This is a genomic window from Glutamicibacter nicotianae, from assembly GCF_002797775.1.
Lineage (GTDB): Bacteria > Actinomycetota > Actinomycetes > Actinomycetales > Micrococcaceae > Glutamicibacter > Glutamicibacter nicotianae.
In genome coordinates this window covers 2,218,851-2,241,633 of record NZ_PGEY01000001.1, presented here as the reverse complement: position 1 = coordinate 2,241,633, position 22,783 = coordinate 2,218,851, and the positions used below count along the sequence as shown (strand labels likewise).

Here is a 22,783-nt window from a genome sequence, read left to right as displayed (position 1 = left end):
CCGTGAGCCGGTGCCCGCCGCAAGTGCGGGCGCCGGCTTTCGCGTCCCAGCGGCTGCCTAGAATGGGATTATGGAGCACAGGAACCAGTCCGGAGAAAATGGCGAGCTGTTTTCCCGGATCGCGCCGGAAGCCGGGCTGCTGCTCGGAGCCGGCCGCGCCATTCTGCTCCAGTTGGCCCACCCGCAGATCGGACGGGCTATTGCCGAGCACTCGGGCTTCGCGGCCAACCCGCTGAGCCGCCTGGTCCATACCCTCGGGTACATCTATGCGCTGAGCAACGGCACGGCAGCACAGCAGCGAACCATCATCGATTACGTCAACGCGGCGCATCGGCCCGTGCGCGGAACGCGCTCGAACGGCATGCCCGCCTATTCAGCGCTGGATCCCAAGCTGCAATTGTGGGTAGCGGCCACGCTCTATGATTCGGCACGGACCATTGCCGGCCAGATCCTGGAAGAAAGCAAGAATGAGCAGGAAGAGCTCTACTCGCAGTACGCACGGCTCGGCGATGCCTTGCAGATGCCGGGAGATTACTGGCCCAGGAACCTGAGCCGATTCGATGAATACTTTGCGCAGAACCTCGCCACGCTGCACGTCACCGAGCAGACCCGGGCGCTGGCCCGCGAGCTTTTCGAAGCCCGCAACGCTCCGTGGTGGATCCGGATGGGCATGCCGCTGATGCGGGATGTGACCATCGCGCAGCTGCCGGCCTCGGTGCGCGAGGACTTCGGCTATCGCCTCACCGGTACGGCCGCGAAGCGCAACGCCCGGGTGATCGCTGTTGCCAGGGTGGCCACGCGGATTCTGCCGCGGTTCATCAGGCATGCCCCGATGCGCCTGGTCTTGCGACGGGTCGAGAAAATGGCCCGTGCCGGCGGAAACTCACGTCCCTGACTTGTCCTGTGCATGGTCCGGGATCAGGATCCGTGGTAGCGCCAAGAGCAGGAACAAGGCCACCAGGATCAGCGGCCCGCCGACCCACGCCCCGATCTGCCAGCCGAAAAGAACTTGCAGCACAAACCAGACGCAGCCCGAGACCAGCAGTCCCACGCCAATGCCCACGATCTTGACGATGACATGTCCCAGGTTGACCGTCTGTTGCTTCAGCCGCTGGCCGAAGAAATAGCGGTGCACTGCCACGGGCGTGATCAGCAGCAGAATCAGCAAGGTGGCAGCGACCAGCAGGATGATGTAGACGATTTCGTCGGTGCGGCTGAGCATCTCGAATCGTGCCTGGAACGGCAGCACCACGAGGAAAGCTGCAAGGATCTGCACACCGGTTTGCATTACGCGCATCTCCTGCAGCAGCTCATTCCATTGCCGGTGCGGTGCGCCATCGCTGGTATCGGGGTGGGAACGCCCGGTCATAACTGTTCTCCTTGGCCTCAATCCGTCGGCTGGCTAAACCTGCCGACCCAAAATGACTATGCCAAGCAAAGCCGTTGCGGGCAAGAGGCTATAAATCCACCGAGCCAAATTGTAGGCCGCGGCCAGTACATTGGGGAGCCCAGCCAGACTTGAACATTGGAGGACAAGATGGAAATCGAGAGCTCCGCTGGAAGCAGTTTCAACGTGTGGTCGATGCCCAGCCGCGGCTTGGCCTGGTGCGATTGCGGCAAAGGCCATAAACTCACGGAAAGCATCGTGTACCGGGCCTTCGGTGAAGCCGGATACGAACCAAGCAGGCCGCTGACGCACGAGCAGCTGGTCGACCTGATTGCCCAGGTGTGGCACTACTCGGAAGTCTGCCGGTTCTTCCACTTGGCAGTCGAGCAGGCGGCAACGCGCATCCATGGCAAAGTCGATGCGTACTACCCGCTGGACCACAGCATCGACATCGTTGGGTTATTCTCGAAAACCTGGCAAGGCTGCCCGGATGCGGCCTGCCAGGCCGAAGGGTGAGCCAGCGGCCGGCGAATTGAGCCGAGCGTGCACGGGCGCATAGTGTGGGGAAGATGAACAGCTTTGCATCCTCCCGGGCCCCTGCCGAGCACGACGGATTCATCCATGTGCGGGGCGCCAATGAGAACAACCTGGACAATGTCGAGGTGCGTATCCCGCGCGATGCCATTGTCGCCTTCACCGGGGTTTCCGGTTCCGGGAAATCCTCCCTGGCCTTCGGCACGATCTTCGCCGAATCCCAGCGCCGGTTCCTGGAGTCCGTGGCGCCCTACGCCCGAAGGCTCATCGCCCAGGGGCACACGCCCAAGGTGGAATTCATCTCCGGACTTCCACCGGCCGTGGCCCTGCAGCAACGGCGTGGCTCCGCCAGTTCGCGGTCCACGGTCGGAACCCTGACCACGCTGTCCAACTCGGTGCGCATGCTGTTCTCGCGCGCCGGCGACTACCCCAACGGGGCAGCACGCCTGGATTCGGACGCCTTTTCCACCAACACCGCAGCGGGTGCCTGCACGCACTGCCACGGTGCGGGGACGGTGCATTCGGTCAGCGAGGCCTCTCTGGTTCCAGATCCCTCACTGAGCATCAGGGACGGGGCCATTGCCGCCTGGCCGGGGGCCTGGCAAGGCAAGAACTTGCGGGACATCACCACGCACCTTGGCTACGACATCGACGTCCCGTTCCAGCAGCTGCCCGCTGAGGCACGGCAGTGGCTGCTGTTCACCGAGGAACAGCCCGTAGTGGAAGTGACCCCGGAACGCGACCGCGTGGCCAAACCCTACAAGGGACGGTTCTGGAGCGCCGAACGCTATGTCCGGCACACGGTCGCAACCTCTAAAAGCGAAAACTTGCGCACCAAGGCGCTGGCCTTCATGCATTCGCAGGATTGCCCGGAATGCTCGGGGACGGGCTTCCGCCCCGACGCCCTGCAGGTCACCTTTGGCGGCCTGGATATTGCGTCATTCAACCGCAAGCCGCTCAGTTCGCTGGCCGGGCTCTTGCGCCCCTTCGCAGCCGAGGCCGGGACTGAAGCGCAGGCCGAAGTAGTGAGCACCATCAGCGCCGACCTGCTGGGCAGGATCGAAGTGCTGGTGGAGCTCGGGCTGGGCTACCTGAGCCTGGACCGTGGCACGCCGACGCTGTCGCCGGGGGAGATGCAGCGCTTGCGTATTGCCACCCAGCTGCGCGCAGGCTTGTTCGGTGTCATCTACGTGCTCGATGAGCCATCTGCAGGGCTGCACCCGGCCGATGTGCAGCCACTGATCGAGGTGCTCGATGCGCTCAAGGCCGAAGGCAACTCGGTGTTCGTGGTGGAGCACAACATGGATGTGGTCAGCCGCGCGCAGTGGATTGTCGACGTCGGGCCGGGTGCGGGCAGCAACGGCGGGCAGGTGCTCTACAGCGGAGAAGTCGCCGGCCTGTCCGAAATCGAAGCATCCGTGACCCGGCGTTTCCTGGATCCGGGGCCGGCGCCGCGGCGCGAGCAGCGTGAACCCGGTGGATGGGTGCGCCTTCGCGGAGTGGAACTGCACAACCTTGCGGGAGTGGATGCGGCGTTCCCGCTGGGAGTCTTCTGTTCGGTCACCGGTGTGTCCGGCTCCGGAAAGTCCAGCCTGGTCTGCGGGGCCCTGGCCCAGGCTGCGGGCGGCCAAGTGGCCGAAGCGGAAGAGCTTGAGGTGGCAACGGAACGCGCGGTGATCGCCGAGGTGACCGGGGCACAGCAGCTCAGCCGGGTGGTGCTGATGGACCAGAAACCCATCGGACGCACCCCGAGATCCAATGTCGCCACCTACACGGGCCTGTTCGATGCGGTCCGCAAGGCGTTTTCCGAACTGCCGCTGTCCAGGGAACGCGGCTACAGTGCTGGCCGGTTCTCCTTCAATGTCGCCGGCGGACGCTGCGAAAACTGCCAAGGCGAAGGCTATCTGGAAATCGAATTGCTCTTCCTGCCCGGGACCTATGGGCCATGCCCAGAATGCCACGGAGCCCGATACAACGAGCAGACCCTTGAAATCGAATACCAGGGCAAGAACATTGCCCAGATCCTTGAGCTGGATGTGAGCGAAGCCGAGGAATTCCTCTCCGGGATTCCTGCGGCGGCGCGGGCGCTGGCTACCCTGCGCGAAGTCGGCCTCGGCTACCTGCAGCTAGGCCAGCCAGCTACCGAAATGTCAGGTGGCGAGGCCCAGCGCATCAAGCTGGCCACTGAGCTGCAGCGGCAGCGCCGTGGGCACACGCTCTACCTGCTCGATGAACCGACCACCGGTTTGCACCCTGCCGACGTGCAGCTGCTGGTATCGCAGCTGCAACAGCTCGTCGACCAAGGCAACACCGTTATCGTGGTGGAGCACCAGATGGATGTGGTGGCCGCCAGCGACTGGGTGATTGACATGGGACCTGCCGGCGGAGATGGCGGCGGGCGCATTGTTGCCGAGGGGAGCCCGACGCAGGTGGCGCACAACAAGGCCAGCCGGACTGCGCAATATCTTGCGCGCCGGCTGGCCTTGTGAAGCTGGATTACTTGCTGTTCAGCAGTGCGTGCGGCGGGGTCTGCACCCCGTCGGCCACTGCTTCGGCAGGGTCATCACCTAGGTGGATGATCCGGTTATCGGCATCCACATGCACCACGCTGGGCACGTAGCTGCGCGCCTCGGCATCTTCCATCTGCGCGTAGCTGATCAGGATGACCAGATCCCCTGGGTGCACCAGATGCGCGGCCGCGCCGTTGATGCCGATAACCCCGCTACCAGGCTCGCCGGCAATGGTGTAGGTTTCCAGACGTGCGCCGTTGGTGATGTCGACGATGCTGACCAGTTCACCGGGCAGGATATCCGAGGCTTCGAGCAGCTCGGAGTCAACGGTGACCGAGCCTACGTAGTGCAGGTCAGCCTGGGTGACAGTCGCCCGGTGGATCTTGGACTTGAACATGGTGCGTTGCATTAGATGATTCTTTCACGCGAGGTAAGTGGTTTCCCGGTATCCAAGTTTACGCCCCTTGCCCGCAGAAGCCCCAGCAATGTCCGGCACCCCACACAGTTGTCCTCGAACAGCTACTTCGCCAGATGGGTTTCCAGCAGGCGATGCACTTCGCCGGTAGCCAGCAATTCGCAGGCCGCTTCCAGCTCGGCAGAGAGGAAACGGTCTTCGCCTGGACCTGCGACCTTGGTGCGCAGCAGCTCCAGCACGGCACCGGTGGCCGGCCCCGGCTGCAAAGGCTTGCGCAGATCCAGCGCACGGCCGGCAATCAGCATTTCAATGGCGAGGATGCGGCGCAGGTTGCCCACCGCGGTGCGCAATTTGCGGGCCGCATGCCAGCCCAGGGAAACATGGTCCTCCTGCATTGCCGATGACGGGATGGAATCCACGCTCGCCGGTACGGCCAAGCGCTTATTCTCGGCAACCAATCCCGCCTGGGTGTACTGGGCGATCATCATGCCCGAGTCCACGCCCGGGTCATCAGCCAGGAAAGCCGGCAGGTCGCGGGACCGGGCAGGGTCGAGCATGCGGTCGGTGCGGCGTTCGGCGATGGAGCCCAGATCGGCAACCGCGATGGCCAGGAAGTCCAGGACATAGGCGACCGGAGCGCCATGGAAGTTGCCGTTGGAAGTGACCTCGCCCGAAGGCAGCACGACTGGGTTGTCGATGGCCGCCGCCAGTTCGCGGGTTGCGACCAGGCGTGCGTGGGCGATGGTGTCGCGCACTGCGCCGGTCACCTGCGGGGAACAGCGCAGCGAGTAGGCATCCTGCACCCGGCCATCGCCTTCGCGGTGCGAGGCGACAATGGGGGAACCGGAAAGGAAGTTGTACATGTTCGCCGCGCTGCGGCCCTGTCCCGGGTGCGGGCGCAGCGGCTCGTGCAGTTCGGCGCGGAAGACCTGGTCGGTGCCCATCTGGGCTTCGACGCTCATGGCGGCGGTGGCATCGGCAATGTCTGCGAGCTCTTCGAGATCCGCCAACGCCATCAGCAGCTGGCCGAGCATGCCGTCCGTGCCGTTGACCAGCGCCAGGCCTTCCTTCTCCGCCAGTTCCACAGGTTCCAGTCCTGCCTCTGCGAGGAGTTCCGGCACGGGGCGCTGCACGCCCTCGCGGTCGGTGGCTTCGCCTTCGCCCATCAGCACCAGGGCACAGTGGGAGAGCGGGGCAAGGTCGCCCGAGCAGCCCAGCGAACCGTATTCACGCACTACCGGTGTGATGCCGGCGTTGAGCAGTCCAACCATGGTCTCCAGCACGACCGGGCGTACGCCGGTGCGGCCGGATGCCAGGGTCTTGGCGCGCAGGAACATCAGCGCACGCACCACTTCTCGCTCCACCGGTTCTCCCATGCCGGCTGCGTGCGAGCGGATCAGCGAACGCTGCAGCTTCGCGCGGTCCTCGGGCGCGATATGGCGGGTAGCCAAGGCGCCGAAACCGGTGGAAATGCCATAGACCGGGGTGTCGGCCGAGGCGAGGGCATCGATGTGGGCGCGAACCGTGGCCAGTTCTTCGAGGACCTGTGGCGCGATGCGGATCTGCGCGTTGTGCCGGGCTACCGCAATCACGTCATCGGCGGTTGCTCCAGTAAGGTCCAGGGTGACGAGTGGGGAAGCAGTCATGATGTTCAATCCGTTCTCTGCGCTGCAATGAGGTCTCTAATTCCCATTGTTCGGCAGAACGGGATGGCACGGCATCGATAATCGGGTCATCTGTCCGAAATGCCAGACAGCGCCACGGAGGCAGAAGGGAACGGACCGCAATTGGCATGCCAATTGCGGTCCGTTGAAAATTCCGGGTTCTAGAAGGTGATGCCTTCGAAGGCGTCCTCGCCGAACTTGTTCGACGAACCGTTGTCAGTGAACTTGGCGTTCTCGTTGAGGGATGCAGCCGAATTGCCGATGCCGCTAAAAGCCACCTGCTTGATGTTCTTGACCGCTGCGATATTTCCGTTGCCGCTTAGCACGAGGTTCGTGATGTGCGGAGCGACGATCATGTTTCCGTCTCCAGAGACGGTCACGTTTTCGCAATCACCGACGAGCTTGAGCATTTGGCCCATGTCGGCGATATCCATGCTGCCCGTGCATCTGACTTCGGTCGCTTGCGCATCGAGGAAATCATAGACGGACTGGAACGTGCTGTCCGCAGGTGATTTCGGAACATTAGGCGTGCCGGTAGCCGCGCCTTCCGAGGCCTTGGCGCTCGGGGTGACGGTACCTTCGATGGGACCAGCATTCTCCGGAGCCTTGGTCTCTTCGCTGGAGGATTCAATGCTCACGCAACCTGACAGCGCTACGGCAAGGAATCCAACCGCCAGCGGGCCAGCGAAGCGATTGGCAATTTTCGAGAACATTTACATCCTGTCAGTCGAACCGGCCAGCACATTCGGATACACGGTGCCTATATCCATTCTGCGTCGAACAGCAATTAATAACCAACGGGAGTGGCAGAGGAACGAACGAATATTCTCTAATGGTTATTGGCAGGTCCGAGACCAAACCCGAGAAGATCTGCTGGCGATTCTGCGTCGCAAAAAGAATAATCGCTTCACCACTTGCCCGGTGCAAGCAGTGAAGCGATTACAAGTGCCCAACTGGAGAATGGGCCACAATTCCGCGTGGCAGGAGTGTCTGCCAAGCTGCAAGCTCCCTAGAACCCCTCTTCCTGTTCTTGGGAACCAAACTGGCTTTCATTGTTGCCGTACGCCTGGCCAGACTGGCTATCGCCCAGGGATTCCTGCCCCGGGTCGCTGCCGTAAGGCTGGCCCTCGTCCTTTCCGAATGATTCTTGGCCGGACTCTTCATCGTGACCGTAGGATTCTCCTTGGCTTTCGCCGCCGTATGATTTCTGGCCGGATTCGTTTCCGCCTCCAAAGGACTGCTGTTCTGACGGCTGTCTTTCAAATCCGCCATTGCTTCCTGAATCGAAATCTGAATTGGACTGGCTCTCGTAGCCTTCAGATCCGTTGTTGTCGAAGTACCCGAATTGCTCGTTTGCATCCTGTTCAGACATGTCGTCCTCCGTGGATCGGTGATTCCTGACGTGCCTAGGGCTAGGTGCCTGAAGGTGCCTGCTCAAGCTTTCCGGGAAGCTCTGAGCAGCTGGCAACCTGCAGTTAATGCAATCCCCATGCAACTTGCAGAGACAGGTCAACATCCACCAAGTTGTGCTGCGACTGGAGCTGGCTCCAGCCAATTCCGTGAATCCGAATGGCAGGCAGCATGGCTCGCGCTGGGATTGCAGGAGATTCTCGGCACGAGAGAAGAGAAAGCTGGACGTTGCCCGAAAGAAAGTTCCACTCGTTCGGAATCGGGGTGCCAAGTCGATAGTGTCAAAAGCGGGACACCGAGAAAGGTCTTGCCCCAAGCGTCCATGACAACGTAAGGAGAAGCATTGGCTAATTCGAAGAAGACTCCAGCACAGAAAACTGATCGCGAGAACGCAGAGAATGGCTTCGTGGCCCCGGAGGTGCTGCGCGATTCCTTGCAGACCGTGCTGGTCCAGCTGCTGGATCTGCAGTTGGTAGGCAAGCAGATCCACTGGAATGTTGTCGGTCCCAACTTCCGCGACCTGCATCAGAACCTTGACGAAATCGTTGATATCGCACGTCGCGGTTCGGACGAGATCGCCGAGCGGATGCGCGCATTGCATGCCACTCCCGATGGACTGGCGGCAACGGTCACAAAGTACACCAAGTTGGAACAACCGGTGAACACCGAAATCCTGACGACTAATGCAGTGGACATGGTTGTCAAGGCGTTGCAGACAACCGTGGGCGTCATGCGCGAGGTACATGATCCGGTAGACGAGGCGGATCCAACTACGGCCGATATCCTGCACCAGTACATTGCGGATCTGGAACAGCAGGCATGGTTCATCAGTGCAGAAACCCGCAAGCCATAGTGCCGGAAGTGATGACCAGCAATTAGATGGCAATAGCTTGAGGCGCCACCTCGGTGGCGCCTCAAGCTGATTTAAAAGGGTGCTACTTCTCCTGCGCTGCCATCGGAATGCGCACTCCGCGCTCGGCGGCGACCTCGGCGGCACGTTCGTATCCGGCATCCACGTGGCGGATGACGCCCATGCCCGGATCATTGGTGAGCAGCGCTTCGAGCTTCGCGGCAGCCAGTTCGCTGCCATCAGCCAAGGAAACCTGGCCGGCGTGGATGGAACGGCCCATGCCGACGCCGCCGCCATGATGAATCGATACCCACGAGGCACCGGAGCTGGTGGCGGTCAGCGCGTTCAGCAGCGGCCAGTCTGCCACGGCATCGCTGCCGTCCTTCATGGCCTCGGTTTCGCGGTATGGCGATGCTACCGAACCCGAATCCAGGTGGTCGCGTCCGATCACGATCGGTGCGGACACCTTGCCTTCGGCCACCAGCTGATTGAACAGCAAGCCCGCCTTGTGGCGCTCGCCGTAGCCCAGCCAGCAGATTCGTGCCGGCAGGCCTTCGAATTCAACATGCTTCTCGGCGGCATCGAGCCAGCGGTGCAGGTGCTCGTTCTCCGGGAACAATTCCTTCAGCGCCTGGTCGGTGACCTTGATGTCTTCCGGATCTCCGGACAGCGCCACCCAGCGGAATGGGCCCAGCCCCTCGCAGAACAGCGGGCGGATGTAGGCCGGGACGAAACCCGGGAAATCGAAGGCGCGGGTGAAGCCGCCCTTGCGAGCCTCGTCGCGGATCGAGTTGCCGTAGTCGAAGACCTCGGCGCCTGCCTCCTGGAACCCGACCATGGCCTCGACATGCGCGGCCATCGCGGCCTGCGACTTCTTGGTGAAGCCCACCGGATCCGCTTCGGCCTCGGCGTGCCACTGCTCCATGGTGAATTCCACCGGCAGGTAGCTCAGCGGATCGTGGGCGCTGGTCTGGTCGGTGACGATGTCGAAGGCGAATTCACCGGCTTCGTGGCGCTTGAGCAGTGCCGGGAAAACTTCCGCGGCGTTGCCGACGTAGCCAACGGACAGCGGACGTCCTTCGGACTTGGCCGCCAGCACCTTCTCCAGCGCCTTGTCCAGATCCAGCTCGACCTCGTCGAGGTAGCGCTTGGATGCACGGCGGCGCAGGCGGGTTTCATCGACGTCGACAATCAGCACGGCACCGCCATTGAGGGTTACCGCAAGCGGCTGGGCGCCGCCCATTCCGCCGCAACCGCCGGTCAGGGTCAAGGTGCCGGCCAGCGTGCCGTTGAAGCGCTTCTTGGCGATCGCGGCGAAGGTCTCGTAGGTGCCCTGCAAGATGCCCTGGGTGCCAATGTAGATCCAGGAGCCGGCGGTCATCTGTCCATACATCATCAGGCCTTCTGCTTCGAGCTTGCGGAAGTGCTCCCAGTCGGCCCAGTCGCCCACGAGGTTGGAGTTGGCAATCAGCACCCGCGGCGCCCACTTGTTGGTCTTGAAGACGCCCACGGGCTTCCCGGACTGCACCAGCAGCGTTTCGTTCTCTTCCAGGTCCTTGAGCGTCTCGACAATGGCGTCGAATGCTTCCCAGGAACGGGCCGCCTTGCCGGTTCCGCCGTAGACCACGAGATCCTCGGGTCGTTCGGCGACTTCCGGATCCAAGTTGTTCATCAGCATGCGCAGTGGGGCCTCGGTGGCCCAGGATTTGGCGGTCAGTTCGGTGCCGCGCGGGGCGCGGACGACACGTGGTTCGTGGCTCATGGCAATTCCTTACGATGTAACGTAGCTAACTGTTTCCATCATTGGCCATGAGCCATGGGTTGGACACCGGAGAATCAGCAGAGCTGTCCGGTATTTCAGATTCATGGGAATTTACGGGTGCGTCCAGCTGCTAGCTAGCTCAGATCCGCGCCAGCGCGCTTCGTTCGATTTCCTGCGCTAGGCAGGACGCTTGCCCTGCACCCGCGAGGTGATCGCCGCCGCGGTGGCGCGGATCTGAGCCAGCAGAACCTCCCGCTGCTCTTCGGGAACCCGGTCAGCCAGGAAAGTGACGGCCACAGCAGCCACCGGCCAATCATTGGAGTCCCGGATTTCCACCGCCAGCGAGTGGAAATCCGGGGTGACATCCCCGCGCTCCACTGCGTAGCCGCGCTGCGTGCTCTGCTCCAGTTCGCGGCGCAATTGCGCGTAACTGGAGATCGATGATTCGGCCACGCGCTCAGAGAAGCTGGCGGCGCTGGGGTAGAGCGCACGCACCTGCGATTTGGGCAGCGCTGCGAGAATGGCCCTGCCTGAGGCGGTCAGATGCGACGGCAGGCGGACACCCACATCGGTGACCAGCGATGGGCGGCCCTTGGCGCGTTCCTCGACGATGTAGAGCACATCCGAACCGTGCAGCACTGCCAGGTGCGCGCTTTCGCCGACCTTGTCGACCAGCTGGGCAATCAGCGGAGCACCCAGCCGGGCCAGCGGCTCCTGGCGGGTGTAGGCGCTGGACAGCTCGAACGCGGAGACCCCCAAACCGTAGGACTTGTCCTCTGGATAGTGGCTGATGAATCCGTGTTCCAGCATTACGTTCAGCAGCTGGTAGACGCTGGAGCGGGGAAGCTCCAGCAGTGTGGCGATCATCGCCGCCGGGGTAGGGGTCTTCCGGCTGGCCAGCAGCCTGAGGATCCGCAAGGTGTTGTCGGCGGCTGGAACCTTGCTCCCCATGGGGCCTCCTCGGTGAATTGGGCACAATGCTCTGCTAGGGAACTCTAGCAACCTGAACTGCAGTTTTCGCCCTGCATTCAAGTCGCTCTGGGAGAATGCGCCAGCGAAACACCTTCATCCACAACGAATGAAATAAAAAGCCGCTGGGATCAGCGCCTTTTTCAGGTGCAGATCCCAGCGGTGATTTGCCAGAACCGGAAGGTGCTAGCGCGTCGTGGTGCTGAGGAACTGGTTGAGCTCGTCTAGCGTTGGCGGGTTGGCGCCGGCACGCGAAACGGTGATTCCCGCGCACACCGAAGCGATCTGCATGGCCTTCTCCAGCTCCGCGCTGTCCAATTCCGTGCCATCGCGCAGCGACTGGGCCAGCGAGCTGTCCAAGATGGCGTGCAGCAGCCCGGCCATGAACGCATCGCCCGCGCCAACCGTATCTTCGGTGCGCACCGAGATCGAGGGGACCATGACTTCGGTGTGCTTGGTCCGGGCCTCCGCGCCGCGGGCACCGAAGGTGATGACCGCCAGGGATGCCCCGCGATCCAGGAAGTGTGCCAGGATGCGGTCGGCATCCCAGCCCGGGTAGAGCCAGAGGGCGTCCTCGTCGCTGAGCTTGACGATATCCGCCAGCCCGGCCAGCTTCTCGATCTGCATGACCGATTCCGCCCGGTCCTCAACCAGTTCCGCTCGCAGATTCGGATCGAAGCTCAGGATCTGGCCTGCAGGCGACGCCTCGAACGCCTCATGGATCCGGGCGGCGCTGGGGCCCTGGAACGCTGCCACGGAACCTGAGTGGAACAATGCGGCCTGGGTTGATGCCATGCTCTGCAAGGAGCAGTTGAGCTGGAACTCGTAGTTGGCGTCTCCGGACTCGTCGAGCACCACGGTAGCGCTGGAAGTCTGCGCATCGGTGTGCGATCCGGCTGCGAGCTGAACGCCAGAGGCCGCCACATGCTCGGCGATCAGCCGGCCATGCTCGTCATCGCCAATGTCCGTTTGGAGCAGGACGTCGTGGCCCAGCCGGCCCAGTCCAACAGCAACATTCATCGGAGAACCGCCGGGATGCGCCACGCCATCGACAATGTCGACCAGAGCTTCACCGGCAACCTGAATAGTAACCATGACTCCGATCCTACGTAACCCGACGGGAAAAAGCCCATTCGGGCGATCAAACATTCAGCCGGTACCCGCGTTTGATGACCGTGGCGATGATTTCCGGCTGCGGCAGCGCCTTGCGCAGGCGGCTCAAGGTCATGTCCAGGGCATGCTTGGAACTGGCTTCGGGCAGGGCCGCACCCAGCTCCTCGCGGGAGAGCACGCTGCCGCCAGCCTCGATCAACGCCCGCACCAACTCGGCTTGCCCGGGAGTCAGCTCGCAGTCCTCGTCCTGGACCGTCAGGGTGCGACCGCGCAGCTGCACCTGGCCGTGGATTGTCTGCACCTGCAAGGTGCCCAGCGAATCCAGATGCTCCACGAGCTGCCCGATCATGGCACCCATGCGATAGCGCTCGGGCACGAGCGGGCTGATGCCAGCATCGATCAGCGGGGCTGCGGTCACCGGTCCAACGGTGGCCGCTACGACGCGATCGGCCAGGGAGCGCAGCAGCGCGGGCAGGCGGTTGCGGGCCTTGGCGGCAGCGAAGAGCGCGTGCACGCTCGGCGCGCTGGTGAAGGTCACCGCGTCGAAGCGGGCAGTGCACAGCCCTTCGACCAGGGCGGAGATCCCGCTGTCGCTGCTGGTGTCCTGCCAGCGGTAGGGCTCCACCGCCAGCACCCGGCGAGCGCCGAGCTCGCGCAGGCTTTGCGGCAGGCCGTGATCGGAATCGGCATGCAGCTGCAAGGCGACGGTGGCCCCGTCGATCTTGCCTTCAAGCAGCTGGAGCATGGAGGCGCTGCGCCCGTCCGCGGCGACGGCCGCCGGTTCCAGGCCCAGTGCCTTGACGGCGCCGTGGGCCTTGGCGCCGCGGACGTAGAGCTGCGCCTGGCCGAGCACGGCCAGCAACTCGTCGCCGACGCCGGCGGCTTCGGAGGTTTCGACCCAGCGGCGCAAGCCGTAGGCGGTGGTGATGACCACTGCCTGCGGACGCAGCTCGATCAGCTTGCGGGTTTGCGCGATCAGCTGCTGCTCATCGTCCAGCGGTGCCAGCTGCAGCAGCGGGGTATGGGTGACTTCTGCGCCGCGGCGCTCGAAGGCCTCGATGAGTTCGGCCGAACGCCGGTCGCTGGTCACTGCCAGCCGGAAGCCGGCCAGGGGCTTGGGGGTGCCCATCAGGCCACCTCCAATTGCTGTGCCAGCAGGCTGGCCGGCAGCCCGGCGACCTCGCCGATGACGATGACCGCAGGGTTTGCATGGCCGCGGGCGGTGTCGGCCAGTTCGGCCAGCCGGGTGCAGCTGGTGCGCTGGATGTCGGTGGTGCCGGATTCGATGATGGCGCAGGGCATGCGCGGGTCCATGCCGACCCGGCGCAAGCCAGCGGCGGTCTGCTCGACGGTGCCCATGCCCATGAGGATCACGATGCTGCCGCCCAGCTTGGACAGGTGCTCCAGCTGCGCATCGCTGAGCGGGTCGTGGGCCGAGACAACCGTGAACATGGTATTCACGCCGCGAGCGGTCACCGGGATGCCGGCCGCTGCCGGAACGGTGATGCAGGAGCTCAGCCCGGGGATGACGCTGACCGGGATGCCGGCTGCGGTCGCGGCGGCGACTTCCTCGAAGCCGCGGCCGAAGACGAAGGGATCTCCGCCCTTGAGCCTCACTACTCGTGCTCCGCCGCGGGCGGCGTCGATCATCTGGGCTTCGATGTCCCGCTGGGTGAGCTTGTGGTGCCCGGGGCGCTTGCCTACGTCGACGATGTCAGCCTGGGGCGCGAGCGCTGGCAGGTGCGCTGCGGGGCCGAGCCGGTCGGCGAAGACGATGTGGGCTTCGGCGAGTGCCCGGACTCCGCGCAGGGTCAGCAGATCCAGTGCTCCGGGCCCGCCGCCGAGCAGCGTGATGGCTCCGGATTCGGGTGTTGGGCGCAGGCGGATCACTGGGATGCACGCTGCTTGCACCAGGGAGGTGAAGCGCAGCGGGTCGGCATCGCAGATCACCAGCAGGCTTGCCTGTTCCAGCAGCTGTATTGCCTCGAAGGGCTCCTCGGCGGCGAGCACCGTGGCGCCCTCTGCTTCGAAGCGTTTCGCAGTATTCTTGCTCCCGGATCTACTTCCGGCGATCAGTACCGTGCATCCGCGCAGTTCGAGGTCGATGCCAATCATGGTGTCCTTGATTCTGCTTGAGTTTCTCGGGGTGACATGGGGTTCTCCTTGAACTAGTGGATGCACTCAGCTTAGGTGCCCAGGTTTTCCCAGAGGTATCGCAATTGTTTCAAGCGCAATAAATCGAATAAAGGTTAACCTTTTCGAAATCTTTGCGGGGGCAAGACGAAACACAAAGTCACTATCGTCAATATTGTTGCAAGGCACCGTGCCGGCTTATCCTGCAAAGTTCAGTGAGCGAATACGCAGGAGACTTGCCGAGCCCTGCCCGCAACGGGCACGCTGGAAGCATGGAGTCGCTTTTCGATGACAGTGCATTGCCCCGCACCGGGGGAGCGGTGCGCCCAGGCGCCTGGCACTTGCCGGGATGGCTGGACGCAGCTGCGCAGCAGTGGATCGTGCGGCGTTTCTTCGAGTGGGGCAGCGGGCCGGTTCCGCCGCACCGTACACGCATCAACGGGCATCCGATGAGCGTGCAAAGCCTGTGCCTGGGCTGGCATTGGAGTCCGGGCAGCTATTCAAGGACCGCTGGCGACCTGGGTGGCCAAACCGTGGCGCCCATGGAAGAGTGGCTGGTCCGCCTGGGCAAGCAGGCGGTAGCCGAGTCTACCGGGGATCCGCAGCGCGCGCAGGAATACCAGCCTGATGCCGCCATCGTGAACTACTACGATGCGAACGCGGTGATGGGCATGCACCAGGACGCCGAAGAGCGGATCAACGCACCGGTGGTTTCATTGTCCATTGGCGATTCGGCCACGTTCCGCCTGGGCAATACCGAGAACCGCAACCGGCCGTGGCAAGAGATCCGGCTGGCCTCGGGAGACCTGTTTGTCTTCGACGGACCGTCACGCTTCGCCTATCACGGGGTGACGAAGATCCACGCCGGGACCGCGCCGGCAGGCCTCGGCCTTGGCGGCGGGCGGATCAACATCACGCTGCGCCAGACCGGGCTGGGTGCGGTCTAGTTTCCCAGATCGATGGTGGCCGCTAGCGCGTAGTGGTCGGAATCGGCGATCTCCAGCCGCTCCAAGCTGGCTGATTCGACTCCGCGCAGCATCACATGGTCTATGCCGAGCATCGGGAACAGCGTCCGCGGCCAGGTCAGGGCCAGTCCCCAGTCGCTGTAGTGGGCTTCCTCCAGCTGGTTGGCGACCGGTGCGAAGTGGCGGTCGGAACTGGTGGCGTTGAAATCGCCGGCCGCTACGATCTTTGAAGAATCGTCTTCGGCCAAGTAGCCGGCCAGCGAACTGAGCATCATGTCCCGCTCGTGGTGCCCTGTGGGCCTGGCCGACGCCGCATGCACCGCATATAACCGCACATCCCCGCTGCCGCTGGCCACGTCAACCCGCAACGCGCGGTCCCAGCCCAGGCCCAGGTCCAGGGGTTCCGGGTTTTTCAGCGGATAGGCGCTCCACACCCCGACGGTGCTGACCATGTAGCGGTAGGGGTGGGTTTCGGCCAGCTCGGCGGTGATCTCAGGTTCTTGGCCCTCGCCGATTTCCTGCAGGGTGATGACCTGCGCTCCGTGCGCGGCCAGCTCGCGGGCGGCTTGCACACCGGCGGACTCGTGGACGTTTTGCGTGCCGACCTGCAGCGAAGCTTCCGGGACGCGCTGATCCGAGGGCAGGAACGCCGGTCCGAAGAGGACCGCCCAGACGACCATGGGCACGAGCAGCGCGATGAAGCTGATGCGCCCGCGCACAACCAAGGCCATCAGCAGGAGCACTGGAATACCCAGTCCCATCCACGGGGCCAGATTGTCGACGATCAATCCAAGGCCCATGACATCGGGGATCTGCTGGTGGAACACCATCAGCCCGGCCAGCGCGAGGCAGAGCAGGGCAAAGAAGAACCTCGCGATAATTCGCGAGGCAGACAGGCGTTGATGCGATGAATGAGCCATAGGACTTAATAGAGTGGCACAAAATACTGTGGGAATCGTAATTTTCGGCTTGGGGATTGCCGGTCTCGCCCGATGCAGTCACTACGATGGGTAAGAGCGCCGAGGGAGCCGCGTCCCAAGACCCTGCCACGAATTGAGAACTTGAATGACTGCCTACTTATCTGGCGGAAAACTGCTGCTGGCAATCCTCGCCTTGGCCATGGGCGGGGTCGGCATCGGCGTTACGGAGTTCGCCATGATGGGCCTGCTCCAAGAAGGCGCTGCCGATCTTGAGGTGAGCTATGCGCATATGGGCCTGATGATCAGCGCCTACGCAATTGGCGTGGTGGTGGGCGCCCCGGTGCTCACCGCGCTGGCCGCCAAGATCCCGCGCAAGCGTGCGGTGCAGCTGCTGATGCTCTTCTTCACGCTCGCCAATCTCTCCTCGTTCTTCGCCCCTGACTACAACACCATGCTGGCGACCCGTTTCCTCGCGGGCCTGCCGCACGGGGCCTACTTCGGGTTGGCTGGTGTGCTCGCCGGCAGCCTGGTTCCTGCCACAATGCGCGGACGCGCCATCGCCTGGGTGATGCTCGGGCTCTCGGTGGCCAATGTTGCCGGTGTCCCGCTGGTGACCCGCCTGGGCCAGGAATACGGCTGGCGTTCGATGTTCCTGGTCGTCACCGTGATTGGCGTGTTGACCGCCGTGCTGATCAGCGTGTTCGTGCCATGGCGCAAGACCGATGCCGGGGCAAGTATCCGGCGCGAGCTGACCGCCTTGCGCAGCGCCCAGGTCTGGTTGGCGATGCTCACCGGAATCGTCGGGTTCGGTGGCTTCTTCGCGGTGTACTCGTACATTTCGCCGACGCTGACCGAAGAGGCCGGCCTGCCGATCGAGCTGGTACCGCTGGCCTTGGCGCTCTATGGCGTGGGCATGGTTGTCGGCTCGCTGGCCGGTGGCAGGCTGGCCGACTGGTCGATCTTCGGCGCGATCAAGCTGTCATCGGTCTTCATGATCGCGACCATGCTGATTTTCGCTGCCGTGACCAGCTGGGTGGTGCCGACGATGATCATGGTCTTCGTGATGGGCGCGGTGGGTTCCCTGCTGATCCCTGCCTTGCAGACCCTGCTGATGGATTCGGCCCCGCATGCGCAGTCGCTGGCCGCCTCGCTGAACCACTCGGCGCTGAACGTCGCCAACGCGCTGGGCGCCGCGCTGGGTGCCGCCGTGATCGCTGCCGGCTATGGCTTCCGCGCCCCGTCGGTGGTCGGCGCCGGCCTCGCTGCATTGGGCTTGCTGATTGCGTGGATCACCCAGATCCGCGCCAAGAAGGTGGGCCTGCTCGTGGGCCGCGAAGCCTTGGAAGCCCGCGAGCAGGCACGCACCCACTAGCTGCTTTGGCTAGCTCGCTACCGCGGTGATGTTGAACATCCAGATCACGCCGAACTTGTCGCGCAGCTCGCCGAAGGAGTCGCCCCACGGAGCCTGCTCCAATGGCATATTGATCTGGCCGCCCTCGGCCAACCCTTCCCACCACTTGGTGAGGGTTTCCGCGTCGGCTCCTGAAGTACCGTCGCTGCTAAGCGCCATCACGCCATTGCCTCGGACGTCCATTTCAGGTGGCGTGTCCGAGGCCATGAGGTGCAGGCCGCGCTCGACGAATAGCGAAGAGTGCATGATCAGGTCGGCAACGGCCGGATTGCTGTCATTCATGCCTTCCTGGAAGGTCATCATGGAAAGCTCGCCACCTAGTACCTGGTGGTAGAACTCCATCGCTTCTTTGGCGTCTCCGGCGAAACGCAGGTATGGGGTCAGTCCGATGCTCATGGGATTGCGCCTTTCGAAGGAAGTGGCGGGGCCGGTAGGTCCCGCCCACATTCTTCCATTGCGAGGCCATCGTGTGAATAGCCGAATGTGATCAGCGTCTCGAGTTCCCGATTTGGTGTTTTCGATAAAGCTCCGGTAGAGTTTTATCTCGGTTCAGGAGTTGTTCAAGCTGCTGAAACCGCCTCATTTGGGGGTATGGCGCAGTTGGTAGCGCGTCTGCATGGCATGCAGAAGGTCAGGGGTTCGAATCCCCTTACCTCCACCAAATGAAAAACCGGGAAGCATCCAAAAGATGCTTTCCGGTTTTTTGCATTCTCCCCAGCTCGCGCTCGCCAGTGCTGTAGGGTTAGCCCAGAATTCACCTGGCCTCCGGCCATGAGCCAAGGGAGAAGAATGCGGGAACTGACCTACTTCGTTGCAATGAGCCTGGACGGATATATTGCCGGTCCGAACGGCGAATTCGATGCTTTCGCAGTGGAGGGCGAGCACGCAGCGCCCATCTGGGAGCGCTATCGCGGCACGGCGCCGACCCAACTGGCGGAGGCAGCCGGACTGACCATCGACGGGTGCCCCTTCGACACGGTGCTGATGGGTTGGAATACCTACGCCGTCGGCTTGCCGGCACTGCCCAACCCCTATGCGCATCTGAAACAGATTGTGTTCACGCGAGAGCAATCGTCACCCGAGGGGAGCGAAGCGGTGCAGTTCACCAACGCGGATCCGCGGGAGGTCATCCGCGATCTCAAGGCCCAGCCAGGGAAGGGCATCTGGCTGTGCGGCGGTGGACAACTGGCGGCCAGGCTGCGCACAGACATCGACCGGCTGGCGTTGAAAATCCAGCCGGTGATGTTCGGTGCGGGAGTCAGGCTCTTCGGGGACACCGGATATGCCCCGGAGAGCTGGAAGCTGGAAAGCATGCAGTCCTTTGCCTCTGGTGTTTGCCTGGCCGAGTACTCGCGGGCGTAGCTGCTGTTTGCGGCGTCTACATTCCTTCGTCGCCGATGTGGCCCGCGGCGGTTGAGTCGAGCACGCGCTCTACGAACGCCGCATACTGGCCCATGTAGTGGGCCAGGAACTTCTCCGTGTCAGGGTTGCTGATGCTCCCGTCCTCGCCGAAGTCCTCGGGACGGTACTGCAGATAGACCTTGGGGGAGTTCAGCTGCGGGGCATCCAGGAAGCTGAGCACGCTGCGCATGCTGGACTGCATGACCGCGGTGCCGATGGCTCCGGGTGAGGCGCCGAGCAGGCCGGTGGGTTTGCGGGCGAAGGAATTGGTGCCCCAGGGCCGGGAACCCCAGTCGATGGCATTCTTCAGCGCACCGGGAATCGACCGGTTGAACTCCGGGCTGATGAACAGCAGCCCGTCCGAGGCTTCGATGGCCTTCTTCAATGCGGTCCCTGCTTCCGGGTAGTCGGCATCGTAGTCAGCACTGTACAAGGGCAGGTTGCTGATCTGGATTTCCGTGAAGCTGAGGTTTTCGGGTGCCAAGGCAATCAACGCCTTGGACACGACGCGGTTGATGGAGTTCGAGGCGAGCGAACCAACGAATTAGCCGATGTTGTAACTCATGGAACCCCTTCAGCACCGGGCACGCACCCGGCAAAAGAACCTTGGGCAAACTCCCAGTTAAGCCACGCCGCCGGCCCGGAGCTGCTGCGCCAGCTGGTGCGAACCGAAGGCCGAGAAGTTGGCATCGCCCGGAGGACCCCAAACGACCAGGACCCGCAGGGCATCCGTGCCGGTATTGCGCAGGTCGTGGTCCACCCCGGCATTGGCCAAGATGCTGTCGCCCGGGCCCAGCTCGTATTCGCGCTCGCCGACCCGCATCGTCGCCTGGCCGTCGAGCACCTGGTAGAACTCCTGCAACGCCGCCTGTCCCTCGTGGCGGTGGAAGCCCTCGAAGCCGCCTGGTTCAATCAGCCAGGTCTGGATGGCCACCGGCATCCCGGTGTGCCCGGCGAAATGGTGGCTGACTTTCATGGCCGAGCCTTCGTGCATCCGGTAGTCGAAGGCGTAGGTATCACGTGCTTCGAACGGGTCCATGGCTATCCTTCCGACTGGTATCCGAGCCTGGTGCTGATGCGCCGTGCCGTGATTCGGGTGCTGGAGCACAGCTGCGCCAGTTCGTCGGTGCCGATGCGGTAGTACGGGGCGGCGGTCATGGCGCAGGCGACAAGCTCTCCGCGGTGATCGAGAATTCCTGCGGCCACTCCGACTTCTTCCGCGGAGGTCTCGCCGTAGTTGACCGCATAGCCGCGTTCGCGCACCAGATCCAGGCGTGCCTCGTATTCGGCCGGGGAGGTGCCGGCCAGATCGATCTCGCCGCTGGTGATCAGCTCCGCGCGGCGTTCCGGGTCCTCGTGGGCGAGGAATACCTGAACGGTGGCGCTCAGTCCCGAACGGTAGCGGGACCCCATGACCGAGGTGTGCTTGACCAGATGGGTGGAGGGCAGCTGTTCCACGGAAATCGACTCGCTGCCGTCCCAGATGTTCAGCACTGCGGTCTCGCCGGTAGCTTCGCGCAGGGCTTCCAGCAGCGGGTAGGCCACCTGCCGCACGTCCAGGTTGGCCAGCAATGGGCCGGCGATGGCAATCAGGCCGACGCCCAAACGGTACTTGCGGGTTTCCTCGTCCCGGTCTACCACGCGCTCTTGCTCGAGCGTGGCAAGAATCCGCGAGACGCTGGATTTGTGGAGGCCGACCTGCTCAGCGATTTCGGTGACGCCGACGACCGGATTCTGGACGGTGAAGCATCGAAGCACATCGAGCACGTTGACGATCACCGAGGCTCCCCTGGTTTCGTTGCGGGTTTCAGTCATTTTCCCTCCTGAGTTGCTACTATCCTACGGCTCAAGCCAGCGGCTTGCGGCTGGTTTCCACCGAGCAAGCCACAGCGACCAGCGAAACCACGGCGGCGCCCATCAGATACCAGCCCGGAGCCAGGTTGTTGCCGCTGGTGGCAATCAGCAAGGTGGCCACGAATGGCGCGGTTCCGCCGAAGAGCGCATTCGAGAGATTGAACGAAACGGCGAAGCCTGAATAGCGGACCTTGGTGGGGAACATTTCGGCAAGGTAGCTCGGAAGGGTTCCATCGTTCAGCGTGAGCATGGCACCGAGCAGAATCTGCACCAGCACGATGACCAGGAAGTTTCCCGATTCCAAGGCCATGAAGGCGGGCACCGTGAAGAGGACGAACAGGATTGATGCGCTGATTAGCACGCGCCTGCGTCCGAAGCGATCCGAAAGCATGCCGGTGAGGAAGATGAAACCGACGTAGGTCAGCAACGCGACGGTTGTGGCCAGGTAGGAACGGGTGGCGTCCAGTCCGAGCTCTTCGGACAGATAGGTCGGCATGTAGGACAGGATGACGTAGAACCCGACGGCGTTCAGCAGGACCGCACCGGCAGCCTGGACCAGCTGGCGCCAATGGTTCTTCAGCAAAGACCCGACGGGGGAGCTCTCGGGTGCACTGGACTCGGATGCTTCAACGAAGGCCGGCGAGTCTTCCAGCTTGGTGCGGATATAGCGGCCGATCAGGCCCAGGGGAGCCGCCAGCAGGAACGGGATGCGCCAGCCCCAGGACTCCAGGTCCCCGCTCGACAGCAACCCGGTTAGCCCGGCGGCCATCAGCGAACCGAAGAGCAGGCCGGTGGCGGTGCTCGCCGGAACGACTGCGGCATACAGGCCGCGCCGGTTGGCGGGCGCATACTCGACCAGGAAGGCCGAGGCTCCGGCATACTCGCCGGCGGCGGAGAAGCCTTGGACAAGCCGCAAGGCCAGGAGCAGCAGCGGTGCTCCGAAGCCGATGGACGCGTAGCCAGGCAGCAGCGCGATACAGAAGGTGGCGCCGGTCATCAGCAGAATCGACCACGACAGCGCCTCGCGCCGACCGATCTTGTCGCCCAGATGACCCCAGATGAACCCGCCCACGGGGCGGACCAGGAAAGAAATGGCGAAGACTCCGAAGGTCATCAGCAGACCTGCCTGCGGATCGTCGCTGGGGAAGAATACAGCGGCGATGGTGACAGCCAGATAGCCGTAGGCCGCGTAATCGAACCATTCCACGAAGTTGCCAATGAAGCTGGCAGCGATCACCTTGCGGCGCGTCTTCGAATCAATGGTGCGGGACTGGGCCGCGCTGTTGGCCGGCAGCGCCGTTGCGTCGGCCGGGGCTTGCATTGGGGAATTGCTGGATTGGTTCATGGAGTGAAACCGCCTCTGGAGGGCAGCGGCCTGAGCCAGTCCTGGCTTCATTGCCGCTGGAATGATGAAGTGTTCCTATGGACCAGGTAGGTGGTCCTCGGTTCTTGGCGCAGCCCCCGTGCATGCCGCGCATCAGTTGG

23 protein-coding genes and 1 tRNA gene are annotated in these 22,783 nt (G+C 63.3%); 8 read left to right on the top strand and 16 right to left on the bottom strand.

Annotated elements, in window-relative coordinates:
* Nucleotides 1–70 precede the first annotated feature (70 nt).
* Nucleotides 71–895: an oxygenase MpaB family protein gene (locus ATK23_RS10400; RefSeq protein ID WP_022876074.1), complete on the top strand. Its 825-nt coding sequence runs from the start codon at nucleotides 71–73 to the stop codon at nucleotides 893–895.
* On the opposite strand, the gene ATK23_RS10395 is transcribed toward ATK23_RS10400, so the two are convergent.
* The gene (locus ATK23_RS10395; RefSeq protein ID WP_038990906.1) at nucleotides 884–1,369 is read right to left on the bottom strand and encodes a DUF6328 family protein; all 486 of its coding nucleotides are present in this window, start codon (nucleotides 1,367–1,369) and stop codon (nucleotides 884–886) included. The genes ATK23_RS10400 and ATK23_RS10395 overlap by 12 nt on opposite strands.
* Nucleotides 1,370–1,537: 168 nt before the next feature.
* Here ATK23_RS10395 and ATK23_RS10390 point away from each other — a divergent pair, with 168 nt between their 5' ends.
* Both ATK23_RS10390 and ATK23_RS10385 read left to right on the top strand, forming a co-directional pair.
* A complete protein-coding gene (locus tag ATK23_RS10390) occupies nucleotides 1,538–1,903 on the top strand; it encodes a hypothetical protein (RefSeq protein WP_157066385.1) in 366 nt (121 codons plus the stop codon).
* A 53-nt stretch (nucleotides 1,904–1,956) separates the two neighbouring features.
* Nucleotides 1,957–4,410: an excinuclease ABC subunit UvrA gene (locus ATK23_RS10385; protein ID WP_066141546.1), complete on the top strand. Its 2,454-nt coding sequence runs from the start codon at nucleotides 1,957–1,959 to the stop codon at nucleotides 4,408–4,410.
* Between the two features lie 7 nt (nucleotides 4,411–4,417).
* Here the strand turns inward: ATK23_RS10385 and panD are convergent, their stop codons facing one another.
* From panD to ATK23_RS10365, 4 genes are all read right to left on the bottom strand, one after another.
* Nucleotides 4,418–4,840 carry an aspartate 1-decarboxylase gene (gene panD / locus ATK23_RS10380; RefSeq protein ID WP_022876070.1) on the bottom strand — a complete coding sequence of 141 codons (423 nt, stop codon included), beginning with the start codon at nucleotides 4,838–4,840 and terminating at the stop codon, nucleotides 4,418–4,420.
* A 110-nt stretch (nucleotides 4,841–4,950) separates the two neighbouring features.
* Complete coding sequence (hutH, locus tag ATK23_RS10375; protein ID WP_066141541.1) at nucleotides 4,951–6,492, bottom strand: histidine ammonia-lyase; 1,542 nt, start codon at nucleotides 6,490–6,492, stop codon at nucleotides 4,951–4,953.
* Between the two features lie 179 nt (nucleotides 6,493–6,671).
* Entirely contained in the window at nucleotides 6,672–7,223 is a 552-nt protein-coding gene (locus ATK23_RS10370; protein WP_066141539.1) for a DUF3060 domain-containing protein, read from the bottom strand.
* A gap of 296 nt (nucleotides 7,224–7,519) precedes the next feature.
* On the bottom strand, nucleotides 7,520–7,882 hold the full coding sequence (locus ATK23_RS10365; protein WP_066141535.1) for a hypothetical protein: 363 nt from the start codon (nucleotides 7,880–7,882) through the stop codon (nucleotides 7,520–7,522).
* A 381-nt stretch (nucleotides 7,883–8,263) separates the two neighbouring features.
* On the opposite strand from ATK23_RS10365, the gene ATK23_RS10360 reads away from it, so the two are divergent.
* Nucleotides 8,264–8,773 carry a Dps family protein gene (locus ATK23_RS10360; protein ID WP_066141532.1) on the top strand — a complete coding sequence of 170 codons (510 nt, stop codon included), beginning with the start codon at nucleotides 8,264–8,266 and terminating at the stop codon, nucleotides 8,771–8,773.
* Between the two features lie 82 nt (nucleotides 8,774–8,855).
* Here the strand turns inward: ATK23_RS10360 and hutU are convergent, their stop codons facing one another.
* The 5 genes from hutU to cobA all read right to left on the bottom strand — a co-directional run bounded on the left by hutU (nucleotide 8,856) and on the right by cobA (nucleotide 14,729).
* The gene (gene hutU / locus ATK23_RS10355; RefSeq protein WP_066141529.1) at nucleotides 8,856–10,532 is read right to left on the bottom strand and encodes a urocanate hydratase; all 1,677 of its coding nucleotides are present in this window, start codon (nucleotides 10,530–10,532) and stop codon (nucleotides 8,856–8,858) included.
* Nucleotides 10,533–10,709: 177 nt separating this feature from the next.
* Nucleotides 10,710–11,483, bottom strand: coding sequence for an IclR family transcriptional regulator (locus ATK23_RS10350; RefSeq protein WP_066141525.1), 774 nt, complete (start codon nucleotides 11,481–11,483; stop codon nucleotides 10,710–10,712).
* 204 nt (nucleotides 11,484–11,687) lie between these two features.
* On the bottom strand, nucleotides 11,688–12,596 hold the full coding sequence (locus tag ATK23_RS10345; protein WP_066141522.1) for a carbohydrate kinase family protein: 909 nt from the start codon (nucleotides 12,594–12,596) through the stop codon (nucleotides 11,688–11,690).
* 46 nt (nucleotides 12,597–12,642) lie between these two features.
* A complete protein-coding gene (locus ATK23_RS10340; protein ID WP_066141518.1) occupies nucleotides 12,643–13,743 on the bottom strand; it encodes a uroporphyrinogen-III synthase in 1,101 nt (366 codons plus the stop codon).
* Complete coding sequence (cobA, locus tag ATK23_RS10335; RefSeq protein WP_100339266.1) at nucleotides 13,743–14,729, bottom strand: uroporphyrinogen-III C-methyltransferase; 987 nt, start codon at nucleotides 14,727–14,729, stop codon at nucleotides 13,743–13,745. Before cobA ends, ATK23_RS10340 begins: the two co-directional genes overlap by 1 nt.
* Nucleotides 14,730–15,019: 290 nt before the next feature.
* Here cobA and ATK23_RS10330 point away from each other — a divergent pair, with 290 nt between their 5' ends.
* Nucleotides 15,020–15,694, top strand: a complete 675-nt coding sequence (locus ATK23_RS10330) for an alpha-ketoglutarate-dependent dioxygenase AlkB family protein (protein ID WP_066141515.1) — start codon at nucleotides 15,020–15,022, stop codon at nucleotides 15,692–15,694.
* Here ATK23_RS10330 and ATK23_RS10325 read toward each other — a convergent pair.
* Nucleotides 15,691–16,632, bottom strand: coding sequence for an endonuclease/exonuclease/phosphatase family protein (locus ATK23_RS10325; protein WP_038993717.1), 942 nt, complete (start codon nucleotides 16,630–16,632; stop codon nucleotides 15,691–15,693). The genes ATK23_RS10330 and ATK23_RS10325 overlap by 4 nt on opposite strands.
* 145 nt (nucleotides 16,633–16,777) lie before the next feature.
* Here ATK23_RS10325 and ATK23_RS10320 point away from each other — a divergent pair, with 145 nt between their 5' ends.
* Nucleotides 16,778–18,004, top strand: coding sequence for an MFS transporter (locus ATK23_RS10320; RefSeq protein ID WP_066141509.1), 1,227 nt, complete (start codon nucleotides 16,778–16,780; stop codon nucleotides 18,002–18,004).
* Nucleotides 18,005–18,013: 9 nt separating this feature from the next.
* Here the strand turns inward: ATK23_RS10320 and ATK23_RS10315 are convergent, their stop codons facing one another.
* Complete coding sequence (locus ATK23_RS10315; protein ID WP_066142508.1) at nucleotides 18,014–18,439, bottom strand: VOC family protein; 426 nt, start codon at nucleotides 18,437–18,439, stop codon at nucleotides 18,014–18,016.
* A gap of 189 nt (nucleotides 18,440–18,628) precedes the next feature.
* On the opposite strand from ATK23_RS10315, the gene ATK23_RS10310 reads away from it, so the two are divergent.
* Nucleotides 18,629–18,704, top strand: a tRNA-Ala gene (locus tag ATK23_RS10310).
* 128 nt (nucleotides 18,705–18,832) lie between these two features.
* The gene (locus tag ATK23_RS10305; protein ID WP_066141506.1) at nucleotides 18,833–19,405 is read left to right on the top strand and encodes a dihydrofolate reductase family protein; all 573 of its coding nucleotides are present in this window, start codon (nucleotides 18,833–18,835) and stop codon (nucleotides 19,403–19,405) included.
* A 16-nt stretch (nucleotides 19,406–19,421) separates the two neighbouring features.
* On the opposite strand, the gene ATK23_RS10300 is transcribed toward ATK23_RS10305, so the two are convergent.
* The 4 genes from ATK23_RS10300 to ATK23_RS10285 all read right to left on the bottom strand — a co-directional run bounded on the left by ATK23_RS10300 (nucleotide 19,422) and on the right by ATK23_RS10285 (nucleotide 22,643).
* Nucleotides 19,422–19,961 carry an NADPH-dependent FMN reductase gene (locus ATK23_RS10300; protein ID WP_245858506.1) on the bottom strand — a complete coding sequence of 180 codons (540 nt, stop codon included), beginning with the start codon at nucleotides 19,959–19,961 and terminating at the stop codon, nucleotides 19,422–19,424.
* 105 nt (nucleotides 19,962–20,066) lie between these two features.
* The gene (locus tag ATK23_RS10295) at nucleotides 20,067–20,483 is read right to left on the bottom strand and encodes a cupin domain-containing protein (protein WP_066141503.1); all 417 of its coding nucleotides are present in this window, start codon (nucleotides 20,481–20,483) and stop codon (nucleotides 20,067–20,069) included.
* 2 nt (nucleotides 20,484–20,485) lie between these two features.
* Nucleotides 20,486–21,259: an IclR family transcriptional regulator gene (locus ATK23_RS10290; RefSeq protein ID WP_066141501.1), complete on the bottom strand. Its 774-nt coding sequence runs from the start codon at nucleotides 21,257–21,259 to the stop codon at nucleotides 20,486–20,488.
* Nucleotides 21,260–21,290: 31 nt separating this feature from the next.
* Nucleotides 21,291–22,643, bottom strand: a complete 1,353-nt coding sequence (locus ATK23_RS10285) for an MFS transporter (RefSeq protein ID WP_083515582.1) — start codon at nucleotides 22,641–22,643, stop codon at nucleotides 21,291–21,293.
* Between the last annotated feature and the right edge of the window lie 140 nt (nucleotides 22,644–22,783).

What these genes read in the sequence shown, in the direction of transcription:
- ATK23_RS10400 (WP_022876074.1), top strand. Translation starts at nt 71, where the DNA reads ATGGAGCACAGGAACCAGTCCGGAGAAAATGGCGAGCTGTTTTCCCGG.
- ATK23_RS10395 (WP_038990906.1), bottom strand. Translation starts at nt 1,369, where the DNA reads ATGACCGGGCGTTCCCACCCCGATACCAGCGATGGCGCACCGCACCGG.
- ATK23_RS10390 (WP_157066385.1), top strand. Translation starts at nt 1,538, where the DNA reads ATGGAAATCGAGAGCTCCGCTGGAAGCAGTTTCAACGTGTGGTCGATG.
- ATK23_RS10385 (WP_066141546.1), top strand. Translation starts at nt 1,957, where the DNA reads ATGAACAGCTTTGCATCCTCCCGGGCCCCTGCCGAGCACGACGGATTC.
- panD (WP_022876070.1), bottom strand. Translation starts at nt 4,840, where the DNA reads ATGCAACGCACCATGTTCAAGTCCAAGATCCACCGGGCGACTGTCACC.
- hutH (WP_066141541.1), bottom strand. Translation starts at nt 6,492, where the DNA reads ATGACTGCTTCCCCACTCGTCACCCTGGACCTTACTGGAGCAACCGCC.
- ATK23_RS10370 (WP_066141539.1), bottom strand. Translation starts at nt 7,223, where the DNA reads ATGTTCTCGAAAATTGCCAATCGCTTCGCTGGCCCGCTGGCGGTTGGA.
- ATK23_RS10365 (WP_066141535.1), bottom strand. Translation starts at nt 7,882, where the DNA reads ATGTCTGAACAGGATGCAAACGAGCAATTCGGGTACTTCGACAACAAC.
- hutU (WP_066141529.1), bottom strand. Translation starts at nt 10,532, where the DNA reads ATGAGCCACGAACCACGTGTCGTCCGCGCCCCGCGCGGCACCGAACTG.
- ATK23_RS10350 (WP_066141525.1), bottom strand. Translation starts at nt 11,483, where the DNA reads ATGGGGAGCAAGGTTCCAGCCGCCGACAACACCTTGCGGATCCTCAGG.
- ATK23_RS10345 (WP_066141522.1), bottom strand. Translation starts at nt 12,596, where the DNA reads ATGGTTACTATTCAGGTTGCCGGTGAAGCTCTGGTCGACATTGTCGAT.
- ATK23_RS10340 (WP_066141518.1), bottom strand. Translation starts at nt 13,743, where the DNA reads ATGGGCACCCCCAAGCCCCTGGCCGGCTTCCGGCTGGCAGTGACCAGC.
- cobA (WP_100339266.1), bottom strand. Translation starts at nt 14,729, where the DNA reads ATGATTGGCATCGACCTCGAACTGCGCGGATGCACGGTACTGATCGCC.
- ATK23_RS10330 (WP_066141515.1), top strand. Translation starts at nt 15,020, where the DNA reads ATGGAGTCGCTTTTCGATGACAGTGCATTGCCCCGCACCGGGGGAGCG.
- ATK23_RS10325 (WP_038993717.1), bottom strand. Translation starts at nt 16,632, where the DNA reads ATGGCTCATTCATCGCATCAACGCCTGTCTGCCTCGCGAATTATCGCG.
- ATK23_RS10320 (WP_066141509.1), top strand. Translation starts at nt 16,778, where the DNA reads ATGACTGCCTACTTATCTGGCGGAAAACTGCTGCTGGCAATCCTCGCC.
- ATK23_RS10315 (WP_066142508.1), bottom strand. Translation starts at nt 18,439, where the DNA reads ATGAGCATCGGACTGACCCCATACCTGCGTTTCGCCGGAGACGCCAAA.
- ATK23_RS10305 (WP_066141506.1), top strand. Translation starts at nt 18,833, where the DNA reads ATGCGGGAACTGACCTACTTCGTTGCAATGAGCCTGGACGGATATATT.
- ATK23_RS10295 (WP_066141503.1), bottom strand. Translation starts at nt 20,483, where the DNA reads ATGGACCCGTTCGAAGCACGTGATACCTACGCCTTCGACTACCGGATG.
- ATK23_RS10290 (WP_066141501.1), bottom strand. Translation starts at nt 21,259, where the DNA reads ATGACTGAAACCCGCAACGAAACCAGGGGAGCCTCGGTGATCGTCAAC.
- ATK23_RS10285 (WP_083515582.1), bottom strand. Translation starts at nt 22,643, where the DNA reads ATGAACCAATCCAGCAATTCCCCAATGCAAGCCCCGGCCGACGCAACG.